The sequence below is a fragment of the Corynebacterium sp. LaCa_23 genome (genome assembly GCF_058182375.1).
In genome coordinates, this window is sequence record NZ_CP190825.1 from 2,194,899 (window position 1) to 2,216,391 (window position 21,493).

Annotated in this window: 14 protein-coding genes; 6 read left to right on the forward strand and 8 right to left on the reverse strand. The window is 60.1% G+C overall.

What is annotated here, in order from left to right; all coding sequences use genetic code 11:
- Nucleotides 1-8: 8 nt before the first annotated feature.
- Nucleotides 9-818, forward strand: a complete 810-nt coding sequence (locus ACP8IT_RS10480) for an exodeoxyribonuclease III (RefSeq protein ID WP_490290054.1) — start codon at nt 9-11, stop codon at nt 816-818.
- Nucleotides 819-2,282 carry a phospholipase D-like domain-containing protein gene (locus tag ACP8IT_RS10485; RefSeq protein ID WP_126319854.1) on the forward strand — a complete coding sequence of 488 codons (1,464 nt, stop codon included), beginning with the start codon at nt 819-821 and terminating at the stop codon, nt 2,280-2,282.
- Nucleotides 2,283-2,393: 111 nt separating this feature from the next.
- On the opposite strand, the gene ACP8IT_RS10490 is transcribed toward ACP8IT_RS10485, so the two are convergent.
- Genes ACP8IT_RS10490 through ACP8IT_RS10500 form a run of 3 tightly spaced genes read right to left on the reverse strand, consistent with a single transcriptional unit; the run spans nt 2,394 to nt 4,694 of the window.
- Nucleotides 2,394-3,170, reverse strand: a complete 777-nt coding sequence (locus ACP8IT_RS10490) for an ABC transporter permease (protein ID WP_005284948.1) — start codon at nt 3,168-3,170, stop codon at nt 2,394-2,396.
- 6 nt (nt 3,171-3,176) lie between these two features.
- Nucleotides 3,177-4,169, reverse strand: coding sequence for an ABC transporter ATP-binding protein (locus ACP8IT_RS10495; RefSeq protein ID WP_237792407.1), 993 nt, complete (start codon nt 4,167-4,169; stop codon nt 3,177-3,179).
- A 30-nt stretch (nt 4,170-4,199) separates the two neighbouring features.
- Nucleotides 4,200-4,694 carry an NUDIX domain-containing protein gene (locus ACP8IT_RS10500; RefSeq protein WP_490290055.1) on the reverse strand — a complete coding sequence of 165 codons (495 nt, stop codon included), beginning with the start codon at nt 4,692-4,694 and terminating at the stop codon, nt 4,200-4,202.
- Between the two features lie 70 nt (nt 4,695-4,764).
- Between ACP8IT_RS10500 and ACP8IT_RS10505 the strand changes: the two genes are divergently transcribed.
- The 3 genes from ACP8IT_RS10505 to ACP8IT_RS10515 are packed head-to-tail and all read left to right on the forward strand — an operon-like array spanning nt 4,765 to nt 10,282.
- Nucleotides 4,765-6,210, forward strand: coding sequence for a GlnX family signal transduction membrane protein (locus tag ACP8IT_RS10505; protein ID WP_490290056.1), 1,446 nt, complete (start codon nt 4,765-4,767; stop codon nt 6,208-6,210).
- On the forward strand, nt 6,210-7,229 hold the full coding sequence (locus ACP8IT_RS10510; RefSeq protein WP_278723213.1) for a glutamate ABC transporter substrate-binding protein: 1,020 nt from the start codon (nt 6,210-6,212) through the stop codon (nt 7,227-7,229). The genes ACP8IT_RS10505 and ACP8IT_RS10510 overlap by 1 nt, the downstream gene beginning before the upstream one ends.
- Nucleotides 7,226-10,282 (forward strand): serine/threonine protein kinase, encoded by a 3,057-nt coding sequence (locus ACP8IT_RS10515; RefSeq protein WP_490290057.1) that lies wholly within the window; start codon nt 7,226-7,228, stop codon nt 10,280-10,282. The genes ACP8IT_RS10510 and ACP8IT_RS10515 overlap by 4 nt, the downstream gene beginning before the upstream one ends.
- 16 nt (nt 10,283-10,298) lie before the next feature.
- Here ACP8IT_RS10515 and ACP8IT_RS10520 read toward each other — a convergent pair whose 3' ends face one another.
- The gene (locus ACP8IT_RS10520) at nt 10,299-11,522 is read right to left on the reverse strand and encodes an acetate kinase (protein ID WP_490290058.1); all 1,224 of its coding nucleotides are present in this window, start codon (nt 11,520-11,522) and stop codon (nt 10,299-10,301) included.
- Nucleotides 11,523-12,890 (reverse strand): phosphate acetyltransferase, encoded by a 1,368-nt coding sequence (gene pta / locus ACP8IT_RS10525; RefSeq protein WP_284631631.1) that lies wholly within the window; start codon nt 12,888-12,890, stop codon nt 11,523-11,525. It abuts the gene before it with no gap.
- A 229-nt stretch (nt 12,891-13,119) separates the two neighbouring features.
- Between pta and ACP8IT_RS10530 the strand changes: the two genes are divergently transcribed.
- Nucleotides 13,120-14,481 carry an FAD-dependent oxidoreductase gene (locus ACP8IT_RS10530; protein WP_474896529.1) on the forward strand — a complete coding sequence of 454 codons (1,362 nt, stop codon included), beginning with the start codon at nt 13,120-13,122 and terminating at the stop codon, nt 14,479-14,481.
- 11 nt (nt 14,482-14,492) lie between these two features.
- On the opposite strand, the gene purT is transcribed toward ACP8IT_RS10530, so the two are convergent.
- From purT to ACP8IT_RS10545, 3 genes are all read right to left on the reverse strand, one after another.
- The gene (gene purT, locus ACP8IT_RS10535) at nt 14,493-15,845 is read right to left on the reverse strand and encodes a formate-dependent phosphoribosylglycinamide formyltransferase (RefSeq protein WP_490290059.1); all 1,353 of its coding nucleotides are present in this window, start codon (nt 15,843-15,845) and stop codon (nt 14,493-14,495) included.
- Nucleotides 15,846-16,009: 164 nt separating this feature from the next.
- Nucleotides 16,010-16,765, reverse strand: coding sequence for a class F sortase (locus ACP8IT_RS10540; protein WP_490290060.1), 756 nt, complete (start codon nt 16,763-16,765; stop codon nt 16,010-16,012).
- Between the two features lie 141 nt (nt 16,766-16,906).
- A complete protein-coding gene (locus tag ACP8IT_RS10545) occupies nt 16,907-20,485 on the reverse strand; it encodes a VaFE repeat-containing surface-anchored protein (protein WP_490290061.1) in 3,579 nt (1,192 codons plus the stop codon).
- Nucleotides 20,486-21,493 lie beyond the last annotated feature (1,008 nt).

A 21,493-nucleotide genomic window follows, 5' to 3' on the forward strand; every position in this document is an offset into this window, starting at 1 on the left:
TATTATCCATGCGCATCACCACGTGGAATATCAACTCCGTTCGCACCCGCGCCCAGCGGGCGCTGGACCTTCTCCACACGCACGACATCGACGTGCTGTGCTTACAAGAGACGAAGGTCAAGGACGATAAATTCCCCCGCGAGGCCTTCGAGGACGCCGGCTACCACGTCACCTGCCATGGCCTGAACCAGTGGAATGGCGTGGCCATCATTTCCAAGGAGGAACCGGAAGAAGTCTTTACCGGATTCCCCCACCAGCCTGGCTTTGCCAAGGACCCAGAAAAGCCCCAGGACCGCGAGGCCCGGGCGCTTGGTGCGCGCATCCGCGGGGTAGAAATCTGGTCGCTGTATATCCCCAACGGCCGCGAGATCACTGACCGCCATTATGACTACAAGCTGGACTTTCTCTACCAGCTCGCCCGCTACGCCGCCGGCCGCGCCCAATCCAAGCTGCTTTTAACCGGCGATTTCAATATCGCCCCGCGCGATGAAGACGTATGGGATATCGAGGCATTCCGCGGCAAGACGCACGTTACCGAACCCGAGCGCGCCGCCTTCCAGATGCTTGAGGAGGCCGGCCTCGAGGAGGTCACGCGCCGGTTTACCGAGGACCAGCGCTATACCTACTTTGATTACAAGGGGATGCGCTTTCCCAAGAACGAGGGCATGCGCATCGATTTCCAGCTGGCCTCGCCGCCTTTGGCCAAGCACGTCACCGGCGCCCGCGTAGACATGGAGGAGCGCGCCGGCGAAAAGACCTCCGATCACTGCCCGCTTCATGCAGATTTCGATCTGCCCGATTTCGATTCCGTGCGTTAAATGACCTGGTCGCTCGATCTCAGCTTCTGGCAGCTGGCCTTCCTCATCGTTGATTATTCCATCAAGATCATCGCCGTCGGCTTCGTGCCAGAAGGCCGCCGGCCCTCCAATTCCACGGCGTGGTTGCTGGCTATTCTGGTGCTGCCCGTCATCGGCCTGCCGCTGTTTTTGCTCATGGGCTCGCCGTATATCAACCGGCGCCGCCACCGCATCCAGCAAGAGGCCAATGAGCGCCTCGAGGATATTTCCGCCCGCACCCCGGACCACCCCAAGGGCATCCTGTCAGCCGAGGTGGAATCCGTCATCAAGCTCAACCGCGAGTTAACCGGCTTTCCAGCGCTCATTGGCCACAACCTAGGCCTGCATGCGGATTACGATGAATGCATTCGCTCCATCGCCGCGGCCGTGGACCGCGCCGAAAAGTACGTCTCCATCGAGGTCTATATCCAGTCCTGGGACGAGGTCACGGATGTGTTTTTCCAGGCCCTCGCCCGCGCCACCGCCCGCGGCGTCAAGGTCCGCCTGCTACTGGATCAGATTGGCAGTTTTAAGTACAAGGGTTATTCCTCGCTGGGGGACAAACTGACAGACATCGGCGTGGACTGGCGCCTCATGCTGCCCATCCAGCTGCACAAGGGCCGCTTCCGCCGCCCGGATCTGCGCAACCACCGCAAGCTCGTCATTATCGATGGCGAGGTCGGCTTTATCGGTTCCATCAACCTGATCAAGCGCCAATATAAGACCACTGACCGCTTTTGGATCGATTACATGGTGGAGCTATCTGGCCCCATCGTCACCGCCATGACCGCGGTCTTCGCGGTGGATTGGTACACCGAATCCGGCGAGAACCTCCCGCTCGATGAGCTGCCCTACGATGATGCCCAAACCGTCGACGCCAACTACCTGCAGATGATCCCATCCGGGCCCGGCTATACCACCGAGCCCAACCTGCGCATGTTTAATTCCCTGGTACACCACGCCAAGCAGCGCCTAGTGCTGTGCTCGCCGTATTTCGTGCCGGATGAATCCCTCTTAGAGGCCGTGACCACCGCCTGCTACCGCGGGGTGGATGTGGAGCTTTATGTCTCCGATACCGCGGACCAATTCATGGTCAACCACGCCCAGTCCTCGTATTACCAGGCGCTGCTTGAGGCCGGGGTGCATATCTACCAATTCCCCTACCCTTATGTTTTGCACTCCAAGTTCATCATCACGGATCCGGATGACCAAGAGTTCAATCCGCTGTGCATGTTCGGCTCGTCCAATATGGATCCGCGCTCCTTCGGCCTCAACTATGAGACCACCATGCTCGTGGCCAAGGGCGATCTCCTCGCCCAGTTCAACCAGCTCGCCGCCAATTACCGCGCGGTCTGCCACGAGCTCACCCTCGAGGAGTGGAACCAGCGCGGGTTCGTGCGCCGTTATATCGATAACGTCATGCGGCTGACCTCGGCCCTGCAATAAGCTCTGCTTGCCGATGCCCCTCCCAACCCCGAATCCTTCCCCGCCCCTAAAACCGCCTCGCCCAAGGAATCCGTTGCTCCCTAACTAGGGAGCAACCCTAGGGCGCAGCGGTTAAGCATCGCGCTTGTGCAGCACGAAGACGCCAGCGCCCCATAGGACCGCGGCCCAAATAAAGAAGACTACGCCACTGCCTGCGGCCTCGGTCCACAGCGCGTTATCCACTGGGGTATTGAACAGCCAGTTCTGGAAGGCGGTAAAGGGCATGTAGCTGCCGATCTTATCGCCGACGACGGGAATCATGCTGACCATCTGGTCCACGCCCAGGTACAGGATGAGGCACAGCGCCACAGAACCCGCGGTCTGGCGAATGAGCATGCCAACGCCTTGGGCAAAGGCCACCACAAGGGCTGCGGCCAGTGGGTACTTCCACAGCTGTTCGCGGCCGACTTCATCGTTCCAGGGGTCGAAGGTGGCGGAAATGGAGCTATCGGCAAGCAGATCCGTAAGCAGGTACGCGCCCACCACACCGATGAAGGTCAGTACGGCCGCGATGACCGCGTATAAGACCAGCTTGGCCACGGCCACGCTCCCGCGCCGCGGGGAAGCCATGAAGGTAATCGCTTGGGTGCCGAAGCGATATTCCGTGGTCACCAGCATGATGGCCTGAATCATCAGCACAGGCAGGCCCAAGGTCACCAGGAATACGACGGTAAACTCGGGCTCAATAAGTTGGAAGCCCATGTCAATGGCCTCCGGCTCGAGCGGCTCCATCAACGCGGCGCTGGTGCCGGCCCAGCCCCACGAAAACAGGAGGAATAGTGCGGTGGTCCACCAGAAGGAGCGGGTGGTACGCAGCTTAATCCACTCGGATTTCAAGATATTCAACATGGCGGATTAAACCTCCTGCTCGTTGGGGCGGGCGAACCCACCGGACTGGCCTGGCTGGCCTGGCTGGCCTGGCTGCGCGCCAGGCGTGCCGGCGTGATACTGCACGGCATCGCCGGTGAGATCCATGAAGGCATCCTCCAGCGACGCGCTTTTCAGGGTGAGCTCGTGCAGCGGCACCCCAGTGGAATAGGCAAGCTCGCCCACGAACTCGGTGGTCTGGTTGATGACCTCGAGCCGCGGGCGGCCCTCCTCGTCCTTGGATTCGGTAAAGGAAACGCCCTCCTTCTTGAGGGCCTCCCCGAATTCCGGAAGGTGGTTAGAGCGCACATACACCAAGGACTGCGAGTGGCCGCGGACGAACTCGTGGGTGGGCTTATCCGCAACCATCTTCCCCTTGCCAATGACCACGAGGTGGTCAGCCGTCTGGGACATCTCGGACAAGAGGTGGGAGGAAATCAAAATGGTGCGGCCTTCTGCGGCCAGCGCGCGCACGAGCTGGCGCACCCAACGGATGCCTTCTGGATCCAGGCCGTTGACCGGCTCATCCAAGATAAGGATTCCCGGATCGCCCAATAGCGCGCCCGCAAGGCCCAAGCGCTGGCCCATGCCGAGGGAAAAGCCGCCGGCTTTCTTACCGGCGACATCGGAAAGCCCCACCAGCCCCAGCACCTCATCCACGCGGGAGGTGGGAATGCCGTTAGCCGCCGCCATCCACTTCAGATGATTCGCGGCCGTGCGGTTGGGATGCACCGCCTTCGCATCCAAAAGCGCGCCCACCTCACGCAGCGGGTGCGCGAGATCGTGGTAGTGCTTGCCGTTGACGCGGACCTCACCGGCCGTGGGCTCGTCCAAGCCCACGATCATCCGCATGGTGGTGGATTTGCCGGCACCATTGGGACCCAAGAAGCCGGTGACCACACCGGGCTTTACTTGGAAGGTGAGATCCTCAACGGCGCGGACAGACCCGTAATCCTTAGTCAGTCCTTGTACTTCAATCATGAGCACTAGAATGCCATATTTTTGGATACCTTACCGGTTCAATTTTTCCACCCGCCGCCGCAGGGCGGGAAAGGCGTGGCGAAATGGCGCGATAAGCGGTAATTTTTCCACCTCATTTAGGCCCACCCAGCGCAGCTCGTGGGATTCCTCGTTGGCGGTGGTGGGCAGGCGCAGGCCGCTGCGGGTGCGCGCCAGCACGGTGGTATAGGTCCACTCCCCCGGCAAATCCCCCGCCGGTGGATAGGGCCCGGCCGTAACTTGGGTCTCGAGCACCTCGACATCGGCAGGCGCGATGGCGCATTCCTCGTGCGTTTCCCGCAACGCGGCCTGGGTGGGGCTTTCTTGTAAGTCCCGCGCCCCGCCGGGAATCCCCCAGGTATTGCCGTTATTGGTCCACGCGGCGCGGTGTTGCAGCAGCACCTCGCGCCCGGCGACGAGGAAGAGGCCGGCGGCACCGAATTTTCCCCATACGCGAATGCCACTGGGGCCCGCCGCCCAGCCGTCTCCACTGTGAGGGTTATGCATATTTCCTATCCTAGCCACACACGCGGGTAAATGGTGGCGCCCAGCACACTGGGGGCGTTATTCTAAGTGAATGACTGAGCAGGCAGTGCGGGTAGAGTCAGAGCGCGATGAGGACGCTCACCCCAGCGATCACTGGCTGGATGAGGTTACCGCGCCCTCTCGCCCGGCCCTAAGCGGGCTGACCCACCGCGCCATGGAATGGTTCGCGGGCCCGGCGCGCCTGCTGCGGCGGTTTTATTACTTCGCTTCCACTACCCCGGGCAAGCTTTTTACCGTCACCCTGATCCTCACAGTGGCTTTGGGGGCCGCCGGCTTATCGATGTCCCAATCTTCCGCCGCCCGCCACTCCGACCTCGACGAGCTTCTCAATACCACTGAGCCGATGTCCAATGCGGCCCACCACCTCTATAGCTCCCTTTCGGTGGCAGATACCATCGCGACCACCGGATTCGTGCAGGCCGGCGTGGAATCAGAGGGCAACCGCGAGCGCTATAACGATGCCATCGATGCCGCCTCCATTGCTGCGACCGAATCCGTGCTGGGCACCACGCCTGACGATGCCCGCGTGCGCGACCTCGTTACCTTCATCCAGCGCGAGCTGCCCATTTATACCGCGATGATTGAAAAGGCGCGCTCGAACCACCGCGCCGGCAATGCCGTGGCTAATTCCTATATGTCCAATGCCTCCTCGCTCATGCGCGAGCACATCCTGCCGGCAGCCTCTGAGCTATTCCAGCTGACCACTGCGAAGGTCAACCAGCAGCAGCAAAAGCTCACCTCGCCGCAGTGGGTGCCGCTATCTGGCCTTTTGGCTGCGGTCTTCTTCCTCATCGTGGCGCAGTGGTGGCTGTGGCGCCAGACCCGCCGCCGGTTTAACCGCGGCTTTTTAACCGCAACGGTGCTGCTCTTCTTGGCCATTTTCTGGGTCGCACTGTCTAACTTGGCGACCTGGTCCACCGGCCACCAGGGCTTTGAAACCGCCTCGCGCCCCTGGGATTCGCTAACGGCCTCGCGCATTGAGGCCCAGCAGGCCCGCACCTCAGAAACCCTCGCGCTGGTGCTGCGCTCCTCTGAGGAAGATACGCTCGAGCGATTTTCCGGATCCGTCGAATCCATCGAGAAGGCGTTGGGGGATTATGAAAGCGCGCTGCACGACGATGACGTCGAGGTCAACGATCCCGAGCTCATCCACAGCGCCCGCGCCGCCACCGAAAAGTGGCAAGACTCGCACGAAAAGCTCATGGAAGCGCTGAGCGAGGGCGACTATGACGAAGCCGTCTACCAAGCCACCATCACCGATCCCGAGGATGGCGAGACCACCGCCGCGCAGTCCTTCAACGAGCTCGATAGCGAGCTTTCAGAGCTCATCGGCCAGGCGCGCATCGCCATGCGCACCTACTTAGAGCGCGGACTGACCGCCATGACCGCGGTCTCCTCCGCTGTCTTCCTGCTCACCCTGTGCGCCATCTTCGCGGTGTGGCTGGGCATTCGTCCCCGACTGCAGGAGTACCTCTAATGCGCTACCGAGCACGGCTTACAGCACCCCTGACCGCCATCGTCGCCACCTGCAGCATCCTCGCGCTGGCCGGCTGCGATATTCGCTCCGTCCCGCCGCTGGAATCGCCCGAACAGCAGGCGCTCGATGCCAGCCCCGGCCCGCCGCTGCCGGAAGGCTCCACCATCGAAGAGGCCGGCACCAACGCCCCCAAGCAGGAAGACGATACCAAGCTCAAAGGCACCTACCGGCCGGATGATCAAACGGCGAAGGAGCGGGTGCCGGACATCGTCAAGCGCGGGCGCCTTATCGTGGGCGTGGACCGCTCCAATAACCTGCTGAGCTACCGCGATGCCGCCTCCGGCGATGTCCGCGGCTTCGAGGTTGATATCGCCCACGAGATTGCCCGCGATATCTTTGGCGATCCCAATAAGGTGGATTTCCGCTTCGTCGAATCCTCCGACCGCACCGCCGCGCTGGATAATGGCACCGTCGATATCATCGTGCGCACCATGACCATTAGCCCCGAGCGCGAGAAGGAAGTGGCCTTTTCCATCCCCTATATGACCACGCAGACCCGCATGCTGGTGCTCACCAGCTCCGGGATGAATTCCATCGATGACGCCGATGGCAAGAGGCTGTGCGGGGTGCGCGGGTCCACCGCGCTGGATACCATCCGCGAGCGCGCCCCCCAGTCCGATATCCTCATCACCCGTTCCTGGGGCGATTGCCTCATGGCGCTGCAGCTCAACCAAGCCGATGGCGTGGTGGTTGATGATGCCCTGCTGTCCGGCATGGCCGCGCAGGATTCCTACACCTCCATCGTGGGCGAGCCGCTAAATACCGAGAACTACGGCGTTGCCGCGCGCCTTCCCAACAAGGATCATGACACCCGCCCGCTGCTGCGCCAGGTCAATTCCACCTTAGAGCGCATCCGCCGCGACGGGACGTGGTCCGACATCTTTGACAGGTGGCTAGGCGCTTACCTAGACGAGCCCACCCTGCCGTCGGGTACATACATCGAGGAAGATAAGTCATGAACCATAACCCGAATTTCAGCGAAGACGAGCTCGAATACCTCGAGCCCGAAAACCTCGATACCCAGCGCCAATTCCGGCAGCCCACCAAGGCCTCCTACCGCGACGCTGACCCCGACCGGGACCGCGACCAAGACTCCAACCCAGACCGCAGCCAGGACCGCGATCGCGACGCCGCCGATTCCCCCAACACAGCCAGCACAGCCGATGACGCTGACACCAACGCCGCCAACGCCGCCAACGCCGCCGCTGGCTCGGATACCGCCGCTGCCAACGCCGGCGCGGACTCCCCCACCGCGAGCACCAACGCTGCCAACCGCAGGCCTGCCAACCGCGACGTCGGGGCCGACACCTCGGCCACCGCTCACAACGCTGGTGCTAGCGACAATGGCACTAGCGAAGCTGATGTCGATACCGCCGCAGCGCAGGTCCCTGGCACAGCCCCCGCCGCTGCCTTCCCGGATACGGAGGCAACGAGCAGGCAAACAACGGACGGCAGCACGACTGGCCCTAGCACTGCTGCCCAGGGCACGGCGGGTCAAAGCACAGCTGGACAAAGGACGGCAGGCCAAAGGACGGCGGGCCAAAGCACGGCTGGTCAGGATACCGCGGCCCAGGGTGCGCGAAACGGAAACACCGCCGACGAGAGCGGCAACGCCGGCGATACCGGCGGAGTGGGCACGGCGGCCGTGGCGTATGACCCATTCGCGAGCGAACCCATCGAGCACCGCGGGGATCCGGGGACTTCGGCGGTGGCCTTTGATCCTTTCGCCGATGACGATGAAGACGACGACGGTTCCATCGACCCGGATCACCTCTCCAGCCTGCTCGCGGACTTAGAGAATATCCGTGCTCAGCGCGAGAGCGAACGCGATGAGAAAACGGCCCAGGAAAAGTCCTCGGAACGCTCGCGCCGGCAGGCGATCGATACCTTCCGCGAGCGCCGCGGCACGCAGCGCACCGAGCGGCCGGTTGCCGATGGCATGGTGCGCCTGCCGTTTATCACCCCGGCCGATCCCACCGCCGCCCTCATCGACCCCAAAGAGAAGATCAAGGGCAAAAAGGTTCCGCCGCCGCAGCTGGAACCGGGCGATATGGTCGCGGAGCAATACGAAATCCTCGGCGTCATCGCCCACGGGGGCATGGGCTGGATTTACCTGGCCAATGACCACTATGTCTCCGGGCGCGTGGTGGTGCTCAAGGGCATGCAGGCCCAAAAGTCCGCCGATGAGACGGCCGCTGCCGAGGCGGAGCGCGAGTTTCTGGCAGACATTACCCACCCGGGCATCGTCAAGATTTTTAATTTTATCGACGATGACCGCGTGCCGGGTGGATTCATAGTCATGGAGTACGTGGGCGGGCCATCGCTAAGAAGCAGGCGCAATAAACAGCCCAACGAGCTTTTGCCCGTTGACATTGCCATTGGCTATATCCTGGAAATCCTGCCTGCGCTGGAGTACCTGCACTCGCGCGGCGTGGTCTATAACGACCTGAAGCCGGATAACATCATCGTCACCGAGGACCAGGTCAAGCTCATTGACCTGGGTGCGGTCTCCGGCATCGGGGCGTTCGGGTTTATCTACGGCACCCAGGGCTTCCAGGCCCCGGAGGTCGCGTCCAAGGGGCCGTCCATCGCCAGCGATATCTACACCATCGGCCGCACCCTGGCCGCGCTATGCCTCAAGCTGCCCAGCGAGGACGGCGTCTTCCTCCCTGGAATCCCCAACCCTTCCAAGGAGCCGGAGCTGCGCCGCTTCCTCTCCCTCTACCGCCTGCTGCTGCGCGCGACCCACCGCGACCCGCAGCGCCGGTTTAGCTCCATCAAGGAGCTGCGCACTCAGCTCTACGGCGTGCTGCGCGAGGTCCTCGCCATCCGCGACGGCCGCCAGTACCCCTCCCAGCATTCGCTCTTCTCGCCGCAACGTACCACCTTCGGCACCAAGCACTTGGTCTTTCGCACGGATCAGCTTATCGATGGCATCGACCGCACCATCCAAATCACCGCCCCCGAGGTCGTCTCCGCCTTGCCAACACCCCTGGTAGACCGCGACGATGTCGGCGCCAGCCTGCTGCAAGGTACGTCCTACGCCGAGCCGCAGGAAGCCCTCGAGACCCTGCGCCAAGCCATGCGGACTCCGGAATACGAGCATTCCGCCGAGATTCCCCTCGGCGTGGTGCGTTCCATGATTGATTTGGGCTATACCGACGAGGCCCGCCAGTGGTTAGGCTCCATCGAGGACCGCCTGGGCCAAGACTGGCGCTACCAGTGGTACGCCGGCATCACCGAGCTCTTGCACGATGATTACATCGATGCGCAGGAATACTTCGCCACAGTCCTCGATTTATTGCCCGGCGAGGCCGCCCCCAAGCTCGCCATCGCGGCCATCAATGAGCTCATCCTGCAGCAGATTGATTACAGTGAAACATCGCTTATCGATGCCACCGTAGCCCGCGCCTGCTCCAACCTCTACTCCACCCTGGCGGATCTCCCCTCTTCCGCCTTTGCGGGCCAGCCCGAGATCTGGTCCCACATCACCCAAGACCCGAGCGCGCTGCGGTTTAATTCCATGCGCCTGTACGGCATCGTCTGGGCCACCAACCCCACGACCGTGTCCTCCGCTTTTGGCCTCGCCCGCCAATTGCGCGCGGAAGAACAAGTGGAGTTGTCCGTGGCCACCTTGGATAAGGTGCCCAATGCCTCGCGGCACTTCCGTATGGCGCTATTGACCACCGTGCTGCAGCTCATCGTGCACGATCTATCGGAATCGCGCATTCGCCGCGCTGCCCGACGCCTCGAAGAAGTCCCCACCAACGAGCCGCGCTTCCTCCAAATCAAGATCGCCGTCATCTCCGCGGGACTGAACTTTTTGCGCAACGCCGATCTCGCGCGGGCGTCCTCGCCCAACGATCTCTTCGAGTACGCCTTTACCCAGCGCGGCCTGCGCACCGGCCTGGCCGAGACCCTGCGGGCCCTTGCCCGCCAGGCCCCGTTTAGCCGCCACCGCTATGCGCTGGTGGACTTGGCCAACCAGGTCCGGCCCATCACCACCTTCTAGTGGCTACTTAATTGGCCTACTTAAATAGGCCTTCCTCGCGCGCCTTGGCGGCAACCTCCGCAGACTTCTGCGCGATGGCCAGCTCCTCGTTGGTGGGAACCACCAAGACCTTGACGGGCGAATCATCGGTGGAGATGACCCGCGGCTCATCGGAGCGGACGAGGTTGCGCTCCTTATCAAAGTCGATGCCGTACATATCCAGGTTGTACAGCGCGTCCTGGCGCACCTCGGTGTCGTTCTCGCCCACGCCGGCAGTGAAGGTAATGGCGTCCACGCGGCCTAGGGCAATCATGTAAGAACCGATGAAGCGGCGCAGCTGGTGGATGTAGATGTTATACGCCAGCCATGCGTCTTCATCGCCCTTATCGATGTGCTCGCGCAACGTACGGAAATCATTAACGCCCGCGATGCCCTTGACACCGGATTGCTTATTGAGCAGCTTATCGATGTCGTCGATGCTCATGCCTGCCTGTCGCACCAGGTGGAAGATGATGCCTGGGTCGATATCGCCGGTACGCGTACCCATGGCGAGGCCGGCCAGCGGGGTAAGGCCCATCGAGGTATCGATGGCACGGCCATTGCGGATGGCTGCTGCCGAAGCGCCATTGCCCAGGTGCAACGTAATCTGGTGCGTATGCTCCGGATCGCGGTCCAAGATCTTCGGCACCTGCTGGGAGACGAACTGGTGGGAGGTGCCGTGGAAACCGTAGCGGCGGATATCGTATTTGGAGGCGACCTCGCTATTGATGGCATAAAGCGCTGCGGCCGGCGGCAGGGTATTGAAGAAGGCGGTATCGAAGACCGCCACGTGGGGAATATCCGGCAGGATCTTGCGCGCCACGCGGATGCCGTCCAGGTTGGCCGGGTTGTGCAGCGGGGCCAGTGGGATGAGGTCCTCGATCATCGATTCAATTTGATCCTCGATGAGCTGTGGCTCCGAAAAGAGACGGCCGCCGTGTACGACGCGGTGGCCCACGGCGATGATATCGACGTCCTTCGTCCCCACCTGATGATCATCCATCAGGTCGAAGGCGCGCTTTAGGCCAAAGGAATGATCGGGAACTTCCAGTTCCTCGGTGAACTTTTCCCCACCGACCTTGATGGTAATGGCGCCGCTCGGCTCGCCAACTTGTTCCACTAGGCCGGAGACAAGTGGATCGTCCGTGGCGCTAGCGGTTGGGTCCACCAGCTGAAACTTGATGGACGAGGATCCCGAGTTAAGGACCAGTACGTATGACATTTATTTCTCTCCAGCCTGGATAGCGGTAATGGCAACGGTATTGATGATGTCCGGAACGGTAGCGCCGCGGGACAGATCGTTGACCGGCTTGTTCAGGCCCTGCAGGATGGGGCCCACGGCCAAGGCGCCGCCGGTGCGCTGCGCGGTCTTGTAGCCAATATTGCCGGCATCCAGATCGGGGAAGACGAAAACATTGGCCTTACCCGCGACATCGGAATCCGGCATCTTCTTTGCGGCAACGCCAGGATCGCAGGCGGCGTCGAACTGCAGCGGACCATCGACCTTCACCGAGGAGTCGAGTTTGTTGGCAGCCTCGACGGCCGCAATGGCGCGCTCGACATCCGGGCCGGTGCCGGAAGCGCCGGTGGAGTAGGACAGCATGGCTACGCGCGGGTCGATGCCGAACTGGGACGCGGTTTGCGCGGAGACCACGGCGATTTCGCCCAGCTGTTCCGCGGTGGGGTTTGGGTTCACGGCGCAGTCGCCGAAGGCCCACAGGCGCCCGCGCATGACCATCAGGAAGATGGAAGAGACCACCGAGGCATTCGGCTTGGTCTTGATGATCTGGAAGGACGGCTTAATGGTGTGGGCGGTGGTGTGGGCGGCGCCGGATACCATGCCATCGGCAAGCCCCTTGTGCACCATCATGGTGCCAAAGTAGGAGATGTCCTGCATGGTCTCGCGGGCCTGCTCCAGGGTCACGCCCTTCTTCTTGCGCAGCTCCGCGAAGTCCGCGGCGAATTCCTCTGCTAGCGGCGATTCCAGGTGGTCGATGATATCGGCGCCCGAAATATCCAGCCCCAGCTCCTTGGCGCGGGCCTGGATATCGGATTCCTTGCCCAAGATGGTCAGCCGGGCGACCTCATCGCGCAGCAGGGCATCGGCGGCTTCAAGGATGCGATCATCATCGCCCTCGGGCAGGACGATGTGGGAGCCGGTGGAACGGGCCTGGTCGATGAGCTGCTTCTGGAAGAGGTCCGCAGACATGACAGGCGCGGTCTCCTCAGCGGCCTGCAACGCACCTGGCACGGCCTCCAGATCGGTGAAAACGCCGGCCACGGTGGCTCCAAGGGACTCGGCCTTGCGCTGCGCCAGCTCCGCCGCGCGCTCAGGGGCGCCGGAGATGATAACCAGCGGCAGGCCCAGCGCGGCGGCGACCTCCGCATCGAAGGAGATCTCGCCGGTGCCTTGGACCAGGAGGGCATCGGCAGTGGCGGTGGGCGCGTTGGCCAAAACATCCGCCACGGTGGGATCAAAATCTTCTAAGCGGAGCAATTCAGCGCCAAGGCTATTCGCCAAGGCGGGAATATCGAGGCCATCGAAGCCGCGGCCGATGGAGCTTAACACTGTGGACTGGGATGCAGACATGCGGATTACCTTTCCTTTACCGTCACGGGGAACTCTGGGAACACGCGCCGTAACATTATGCCGTACATCACAGTTACTAGCACGTGGTGACGTCTCCACTGTACGTGAATCAGCCGCTTTTCCGCGCCCCGGCGCCCTCCTAAACTGGGGGTTGTGAGCACCGTGACAATTAATGCATGGCCACCGCGTAGAATGTGAGAAAAACCTAAAGAAAGGACACCCTAAACAGATGACTAGCCCCGTGCGTGTCGCCGTCGTCGGCTCCGGACCGGCCGGCATTTACGCCTCTGACCTCCTCGTAAAATCCGATGTGGACGTGCAGATCGATCTCTTTGAAAAGATGCCCGCGCCCTTTGGTTTGATTCGCTACGGCGTTGCCCCGGACCACCCGCGCATTAAGGGCATCGTGCAGTCGCTGCACAACATCATGGAGAAGGAAGAAATCCGCTTCCTGGGCAATATCGAAGTGGGCAAGGACATCACCGTCACGGAGATGCGCGAGTACTACGACGCCATCATCTTCGCCACCGGCGCCACCGCCGATAAGGAAATGGGAATCCCCGGCGAGGATCTCGAGGGCAACTACGGTGCCGGCGAATTCGTGGGCTTTTATGACGGCAACCCCAACTTCGAGCGCGACTGGGACCTGTCCGCGGAGTCCGTCGCCGTCGTGGGCGTGGGCAATGTCTCGCTCGACGTGTCCCGCATTCTGGCCAAGACTGCCGACGAGCTGCTTGTTACTGAAATCCCGGACAACGTCTACTCTTCCCTGAAGGAAAACCGCGCCAAGGAGGTCCACGTCTTTGGCCGCCGCGGCCCAGCGCAGGCCAAGTACACGCCGAAGGAGCTCAAGGAACTCGATGAGTCCCCCACTATCGAGGTCATTGTCAACCCGGAGGACATCGAGTACGACGAGGCTTCCGAGGAGGCCCGCCGCGCCGCCAAGTCCACCGACCTAGTCTGCCAGACCCTGGAGTCCTACGCCATGCGCGAGCCAGGCGATGCCCCGCACAAGCTCTACATCCACTTCTTCGAGTCCCCAGTAGAGGTGCTTGGCGATGCCGGCCACGTCACCGCCATCAAAACCGAGCGCACCCAGCTCAACGGCGATGGCTCCGTAAGCGGCACCGGCAAGTTCACCGAGTGGCCCGTGCAGGCGGTCTACCGCGCGGTGGGCTACCATCCACAGTCCGTCGACGGCATCCCCTTCAACGAAACCACCGCCACCATGCCCAATGACGGCGGCCACGTGCTTGCCAACGTCGATGGTGAAAAACTGCCCGGCCTCTACACCACCGGCTGGATCAAGCGCGGCCCGGTGGGGCTTATTGGCAATACCAAATCCGATGCCAAGGACACCACCACCATGCTGCTGGCGGACTACAAGTCCGGCGACTTAGAGCCGGCGACCAAGCGCGATCCGCAAGACATCCTGGATCTTCTAGAATCCCGCGATATCGCCGTGACCACTTGGGCCGGCTGGCACCGCCTCAACTCCGCCGAGCAGGCCGCCGGCGAGCCCCACGGCCGCGAGCGCATCAAGATCGTCGAGTGGGACGAGATGGTCAAGCACGCCGGCCCGCAGCGCTAACCAGCGCTGCGCTAGTCGGTATCGTCTACGCCTGAGGTCAGCTTGGGGTCGAGCTCGACCCCGCCCTCGTATTCAACGACCTCGATATCGGGTACGTTTTCCGCCTGCGGGTCGATGCCGCGCGCACCGCCCTGCGCGAGCAGGCCAGGCGTGGAGGTCACGCTCACCTTATGCGCCGCCAACGCGGCGCGGTCGCGGGCCTCTTCCACCGTTTCCGCCGTTGTGGTCACAAGGCCCATGCGCCGGCCCTTATAGGCATCGGGCTTGCCAAAGAGCTTCACGTCCGTCTCGGCGTAGTGGAGGGCGGAGGCGATGCCGGTAAAGGCGACATCGGCAAGCGGCTCCTGCGCGTGCAAGAACATGCTGGCGCCCGGGGTTATCAACGTCGCGTCGATGGGATAGCCCAAAATGGCGCGGGCGTGCAGATCAAACTGGGAAAAGCGCTGCGTATAGGCGGTAAGCATCGCCGTGTCCGAAGGCCGCGGGGAGACCGAAGAAAAGTAAACATCATCGTCGGCGACGAAAAGCTCCACGCCGTACACGCCGCGCCCGCCCAGCTCATTGGAAATGCGCGCCGCAACCGACCGCGCGTTCTCCAGCGCAATCTCGCTCATGCCGGTGGGCTGCCACTCCTCGATCAAATCACCCTTCTCGTGGCGGTGACCAATGGGCTCGCTAAACCACGTGGCCAGCTTGCCCGTGGCCGGATCGATGGACCGGATGGCCAGCAGCGTGACCTCGAGGTCGAAATCCACGAAGCGCTCCGCCACCACGCGCTGCGAATCCGAGGACACGCGGCGCACCGTCTCCCACGCCTCGCGCACGTCTTCCACATCCCGCGCCAGCATGTGGCCCTTGCCCGAGGTGGAGACGTCCGGCTTCACGATGCACGGAAACCCCAGCTCCGTTGCCGCCTCTTCCAGTTCCTCAACCGAGGTGGCAAAGCGGTAGGCCGAGGTCGGCAGGCCAATATCTTCTGCCACCGCGCGCACCCGCTCGCGGTCCTGGGTAAGGGCGCAGGCGCGCGCCGTGGGCACGACGACGGCGTCGCTAGACTGCTCGACCTGCTCCAGGGCCTCCACCGCAACGATTTCGACCTCCGGTACCACGTAGTGCGGCTGAATCTGCTGCACTAATTCCGATACCTGCGCGGCGTCAGTAATATCCGCGACATAGCTATAGTGCGCGACCTGGTGCGCCGGCGCCCCCTGGTACTTATCCACCGCGTGGACCTCAAGGCCCAGGGACTGGAAGGAAATAGCCAGCTGCTTTCCCAACTCGCCCGCGCCGAGCAGCAATACCTTCGTGGCATTGCCCGTCAGCGGCGTGCCGATATGACCGGCGATTTTGCCTGGAATATCCATGACTTTGCTCCTTTAATTCCGCTCCTAGCAGCAGATACTTCCCCAAATTATTTCATAGATGCCCGCCGCAGCCTGGACGCACATGCGTGAAGTGCACAAACGCAAGCGCCCGGCCGAGGATCTTCTTCCTCGAGCCGGGCGCTTCTAAGCCACAGGGCTACAAGCTATGCCTGCGCCTGTTCCGGTGGGACCGGGGCATCGACTGGCTCTGCCACGGTAATGATGTTGTCCTCATAGCCTAGTGCACCGCCGACGAACTGGCCGCCGCAGGTGATTAGGACCAAGCGGTTGACACCGTCCCTATCGTTAACCACCTCGGGCATATCCGCGCCCTTGGCCAGGCGGTACGGCTTCTCCGCCACGCGAAAGGTGCGTTCCTGCCCATCGATGACCACGGTGAACTCCTGCCCCTGCTGCAAGTGGGTGAATTTCTCCGCATAGCCGGTGCCTTGGCCCTGATAGTTAATGTGGCCGGTAATCACACTCGAGCCCACATTGCCCGGATCACCCGGCACAGCCGAGGCGGAGTACCAGCCCAGGCGGGAGACATCGTGTGGCGGCAAGAGCACGCCTTGGTCCGTGACCTGTACTGGGTCCACGGCCGCGTAGTCTCCGTCGATGCCCACGGACATGCCTTCAAAGCCGTGGAATTCGCCCGGGGCCGGCTCGAATTCGTGCTCCTGCGCGCCCGAATCATCGACGAAGGCATCGGGCTTGTCCGCAGCGCCTGCATCTTTGTCTGCCGGTGCGCTCACAGACGCGCTTGCCGATGCCCCCACATCACCCTCATCCCCCTCCTTATCGCTGGTTAAATACAGCGCCAACTGGATTAGCACCAGAATTACGGCTACTACCAAGACGATAAATCCGATAATCTTGCCCCGGCTCATGGGTTCTTTGCGGCCGGTCTCCTCAGACATTGCCCCGACTCCTTTTAATTGTCACTTTTGTTGTTCACATCAGATAGAAAGTCCCCTCCAGCGTGTTCAGTTACACCCTGAAGGGGACTTATCGTGTTACGTCTAGGCGCTATTGCCCATTAGCTGTCCAGCGTGCGCAGGCTACTGAATGTAGCTCTGCATGCCCGCCTCGAGCTGGGTAGCACCAGATGGCACGGACTTAATTTCTGCACGTCCGGCATCGGATGGCAGCGGGTTACCAGTCTGGCCTGGCACATGACCGTTAGCTTCGGAGCCGTGGTGCTCTTCGCCAGCGTGCTGACCAGCATCGCCTGGCTTATCCTCACCATTACTTTCCGGAGCATTGTGCTCACCCTGCCCCTCGGAGTCCTGCTTCTTGGAATCCTGCTTCTTGGAGTGCTCTTCCGACTGATCCGTCGGGTGCTCCTTCGGCTGCTCCTTTGGTTGCTCCGTGGAATGGTCGTGGCTGTGGTGACGGTCATGGATGATCTTGCCCAAGCCGATACCTGGAATCAGGATCGCCCACCACGGAATCTTGCCCTGAGACGGCTTGCCTGGAGTCTCAGAGCCCTCAGAAATCACCGTCTGCTCCTTATCGGTGATGTCCTTATGCTCAGCAATCTCATTCGGCTGCTCAGCATTCGGAGTCTCTTCACCCTTGTCATTGACCTCAGTGGACGTGAGTTCCTCGAACGCAACCGCAGCCTCAACCGACTCCGTCACATCGTCATCAACAGTGATCTCCACCTCAACGCTGCCTGTAGATTTCTCTGGAACAAAGGTCTTGTGCCCGGTACCCAGAACAGTCATACCGTCCTGCTTGTTAATTAGCTCAGCATTCAAGGTGTATTCCTTACCCGGAACCAAGCCTTCGTAGCTGACCTCATCAACAACCTCAGCACCGGCAACAACCTCATGCGAACCGTGAGCAAAATCAGCGTTGGTGGAAATCCACGGCTCATCCTCAGGCGAAGTCGTGTCCTCGTCCCCGTGGGAAATCACAGTCTGGTCTGCATCGTCGATGTCCTTATGCTCAGCAATCTCATTCGGCTGCTCAGCATCCGGAGTCTCCTCGCCGTTCTTATCAACCTGGATGGAGGTCAACTCCTCAAACGCAACCGCAGCCTCAACCGGCTCCGTCACATCATCGTTAACGGTGATCTCCACCTCAACGCTGCCCGCAGACTTTTCCGGAACAAAGGTCTTGTCACCAGCGCCAAGAACAGTCATACCGTCCTGCTTGTTAATCAGCTCAGCGTTCAAGGTGTATTCCTTACCCGGAACCAAACCCTCATAGGTAATCTCATCGACAATCTTGGCACCAGCAATAACAGCGTGGGAGCCCTCTTCGAAGTCAGCGTTAGTGGTGATCTTCGGAGTCTTCTCAGAGCCCTCGGAGGTCACAGTCTGGTCATCATCATTGATGTCCTTGTGCTCACCAACGTGGTTCGGGTTGTCCTCATCGGTCGGCTTATTCTCACCGTGCTTATCCACCTCGGTGGAAGTCAACGTCTCGAAAGCAACCGCAGCCTCAACCGGCTCAGTTACATCCTCATTGACAACGATAGTGACAGCCTCAGTGCCATTAGCGCTCTTCGGAGTGAACTTGTGGCCCTTGGTCTCGCCCAGAACGGTCTTACGGTCTTCCTTGGAAATCAGCTGGGCATCCAAAGCGTATTCCTTGTTCGGAACCAGACCCTCGTAGGAAACCTGGTCGACAACCTTGGCACCAGCAACAACCTCGCGCAGGTCGCCCTCGAAGTCAGCATTAGTGGAAACCTTCGGGGTCTTCTCGTCGTTGCCATCAGTAGGCTCGCCTGGCTCATCCGGCTTGCTCGGAGTCGTCGACTCGCAATCCGAAGGCTTATCAGACTCAGAGGTCTCGGAAGCTTCAGAGGACGTGGTCTCTACAGACTCGGACTCAGAAGGCTCGCTGGACTCAGACGAAGACGGTTCCTCAGACTCGGAAGGCTTCTCGCTCTCCGAGTCGCCCGGCTCCTCAGACTCACAGGTCTCACTGGTCTTCGGGGTAGAAGAATCCTCAGAAGAAGGCGCAGAGGTCTCACCCTCGCCACCATCACCAGGCTTACCCGGAATCTCCTCGGTAGTAGTGGTGGTCTGCGGGGTAGTAGTCTCAGAAGGCTTCTCAGACTTTACAGTCTGATCCTTATCGTTGATGTCGGTGTGGTCGGCGATGTCATTCTTCTTACCAGTGTTGGAATCCTCGCCGTCCTTGTTCACTGCGGTAGAGGTCAGGTACTCAAAAGCAACTGCCTCATCAACAGTCTCGATAACACCTTCATCAACAGTGATCTCGACTTCCTCGCTGCCCTTGGAAGCGGAAGGTACGAAAGTCTTCTCACCGTGGCCAATTACCGCGTAGTCGCCGTTCTCATCCTTCACCTTGGAACGCAGCTCAGCATTCAGAGTGTATTCCTTGCCAGGGACCAGGTCCTGGTACTCGACCTTATCGGTGATGACAGTGCCAGACTTAATCTCATCGCCCTCAGCCTTCTCAGCCTTGGTGCCGATGGATGGCTTCATTTTAGAGGTTACGGTCTGAGCTTCATCCTCGATGTCGCGGTGCTCGGCAATCTTCTCCTCATCAGAGCTCGGAGTTTCCTTACCGTTCTCATCGACCTGCTTGGAGTACAGATCCTCGAATGCGACGGCAGCCTTAATGACTCCCTCAACATCGTCCTTGACCTTGATGTCAACTACCTGCTCACCAGCAGACTTATCCGGGGTGAAGGTAGCTTCGCCCTTGCCGACGACCTCGTGCTCACCCTTGTCATTCACTGCCTTGTTTCGCAGCTCTGCCTTCAGGGTGTATTCCTTACCCGGCACCAGGTCGGTGTACTCGACGGTGTCCTTGACAGTAACGCCAGCCTTTACCTGAGTAGCGTTGTCAAAGTCAGCATTGGTATGAATCTCCGGCTTCCACTCAGTGTTGACGGTCTGCTTCTCATCGTTGATATTTTCGTGAGTAGCGATCGTGTTCTCATCAGTTGAGTTAGAGGTGTCCTTACCGTCCTTATCTACCTCGGTAGATACGAGCTTCTCGAAGGCAACCGCTGAGTCCACAGCAGGATCTGCCTTGTCGTTAACGACAATCTCAACGTCCTTCTTGCCAGCAGACTCATCCGGAACAAGCTCCGTAGAGCTTTCACCCAGTACGGTCTTGCCATCGGCCTTGGAGATCAGTTTCGCCTTCAGGGTGTAGTGCTTACCCGGAACAAGATCCTCATACGTCACAGTGTCAATAACCGTGGCACCCTTTTCCACACGGTTGCCGTCCTTGATGGAAGCTTCCGTTTCAATCTTGGGCTCAAGATCCTTCTGCTGCTCGCTAGTAGTAGGAGTCGGTTCTGGATTAGGTACTACATCAGTCGTCTTATCCGGAGTCGTCTCGGAGGTGGTGTCCTTCGGAGTGGTCTCTTCAGAATCAGACGGCTCAGGATTCTCAGTCGTTTCGTTCGGAGAAGTCTCCCCGCCAGGGTTTTCCGGAGTGGTCTCGTCCGAAGGATTCTCCTCAGAAGAGGTCGTGGGCTCTTCGGAGCTACCACCATTGTCAGGCTCATCAGGCAGACCAGGCTGGTCTACCGGAATGACAGACTGTGCCTTTGAATTGCGCTTGTTGTTCGGATGCACAACAGTAATAAATGCATCTGCAGGCTGCTTTGCTATCTCCACCGTCGAGCCTTTTACAAGCTGCGGCATAGCTTCGGTTCCCTCAATTTTATAACCCGTAAGCACCGTAAAATCTTCGTGCGATCCAGTAAACCCTGGGAAATAGTCTTTGCTATTCCCTACAATCGTTTTAAAAGGTAGATACTTTGGGTTCTGAGGCGAATTGAGGAACATCAACAGGTAGACGTAATAGTTAGCAGCCGATTTTTTATCCCCTCGGACAGCTGCAGCTTCCATCTTCCGTCCGAGATTAATGACGGCGTCGTGATACCTCTCATCGAACTCAAGTTTCGTAGCGTTCTTCTTCTTATACGCTTCGAACGTATTGAGAGGGGTTTTAGCGTGCGGTTCAATACACCACGCCCAGCCCACATCATTATTTTTGTTTCCACCATTGTTAAAGCCGGGCCCTGCTGGCTCTCCCGCCCAAACAAGCAAACCCCAGGAGTAGTCCGCGGCGAAATGCTGTGGATCCTTTTCCTCCTTCTTAAGTTCGTTGCCCAATGTACTATTGGGCGTAAAATCGGTAGGCTCAGCAGCCTCCGCCTTCACTCCCGGAACGGTGACCATTGCCGCAATAACCGCAATTGCAGCAAGCACCGCGGTTAAGACGGACCATCTCTTCCGAGATAGACCTAACACTCCGCTCATCTTTTCCCCTTAAAAAGGACGTATTCTTACAACTTTTATCTGGACAGCTTGCCTTTCAGCTGTACAGACATCACTCATGAAATCTTGAACACAAAGTAGGCAACACTGGTTCATAAAATCAGTGAGGAGCCTTTAATTGCTCCTTTGGCAGAGTACCAATAAGGGCACCGATAGCGCATAAGGCAAGTCTTATTAGCATGGCAAATCAACAACTTTGCGGTCAATAGATGCCTTCCAATAAGAGGCTTAACAAAAAAGACAACCCGGCCCAAATAGACCTTTGTTCGAAAATGAAGTTGGCGGGTTAATTATTATTATCTGATAGATAAATGTAGGCTTGGAGAACATTTAAAAACCCTATTTACACCGTTAACCCTGGGTGCCAGT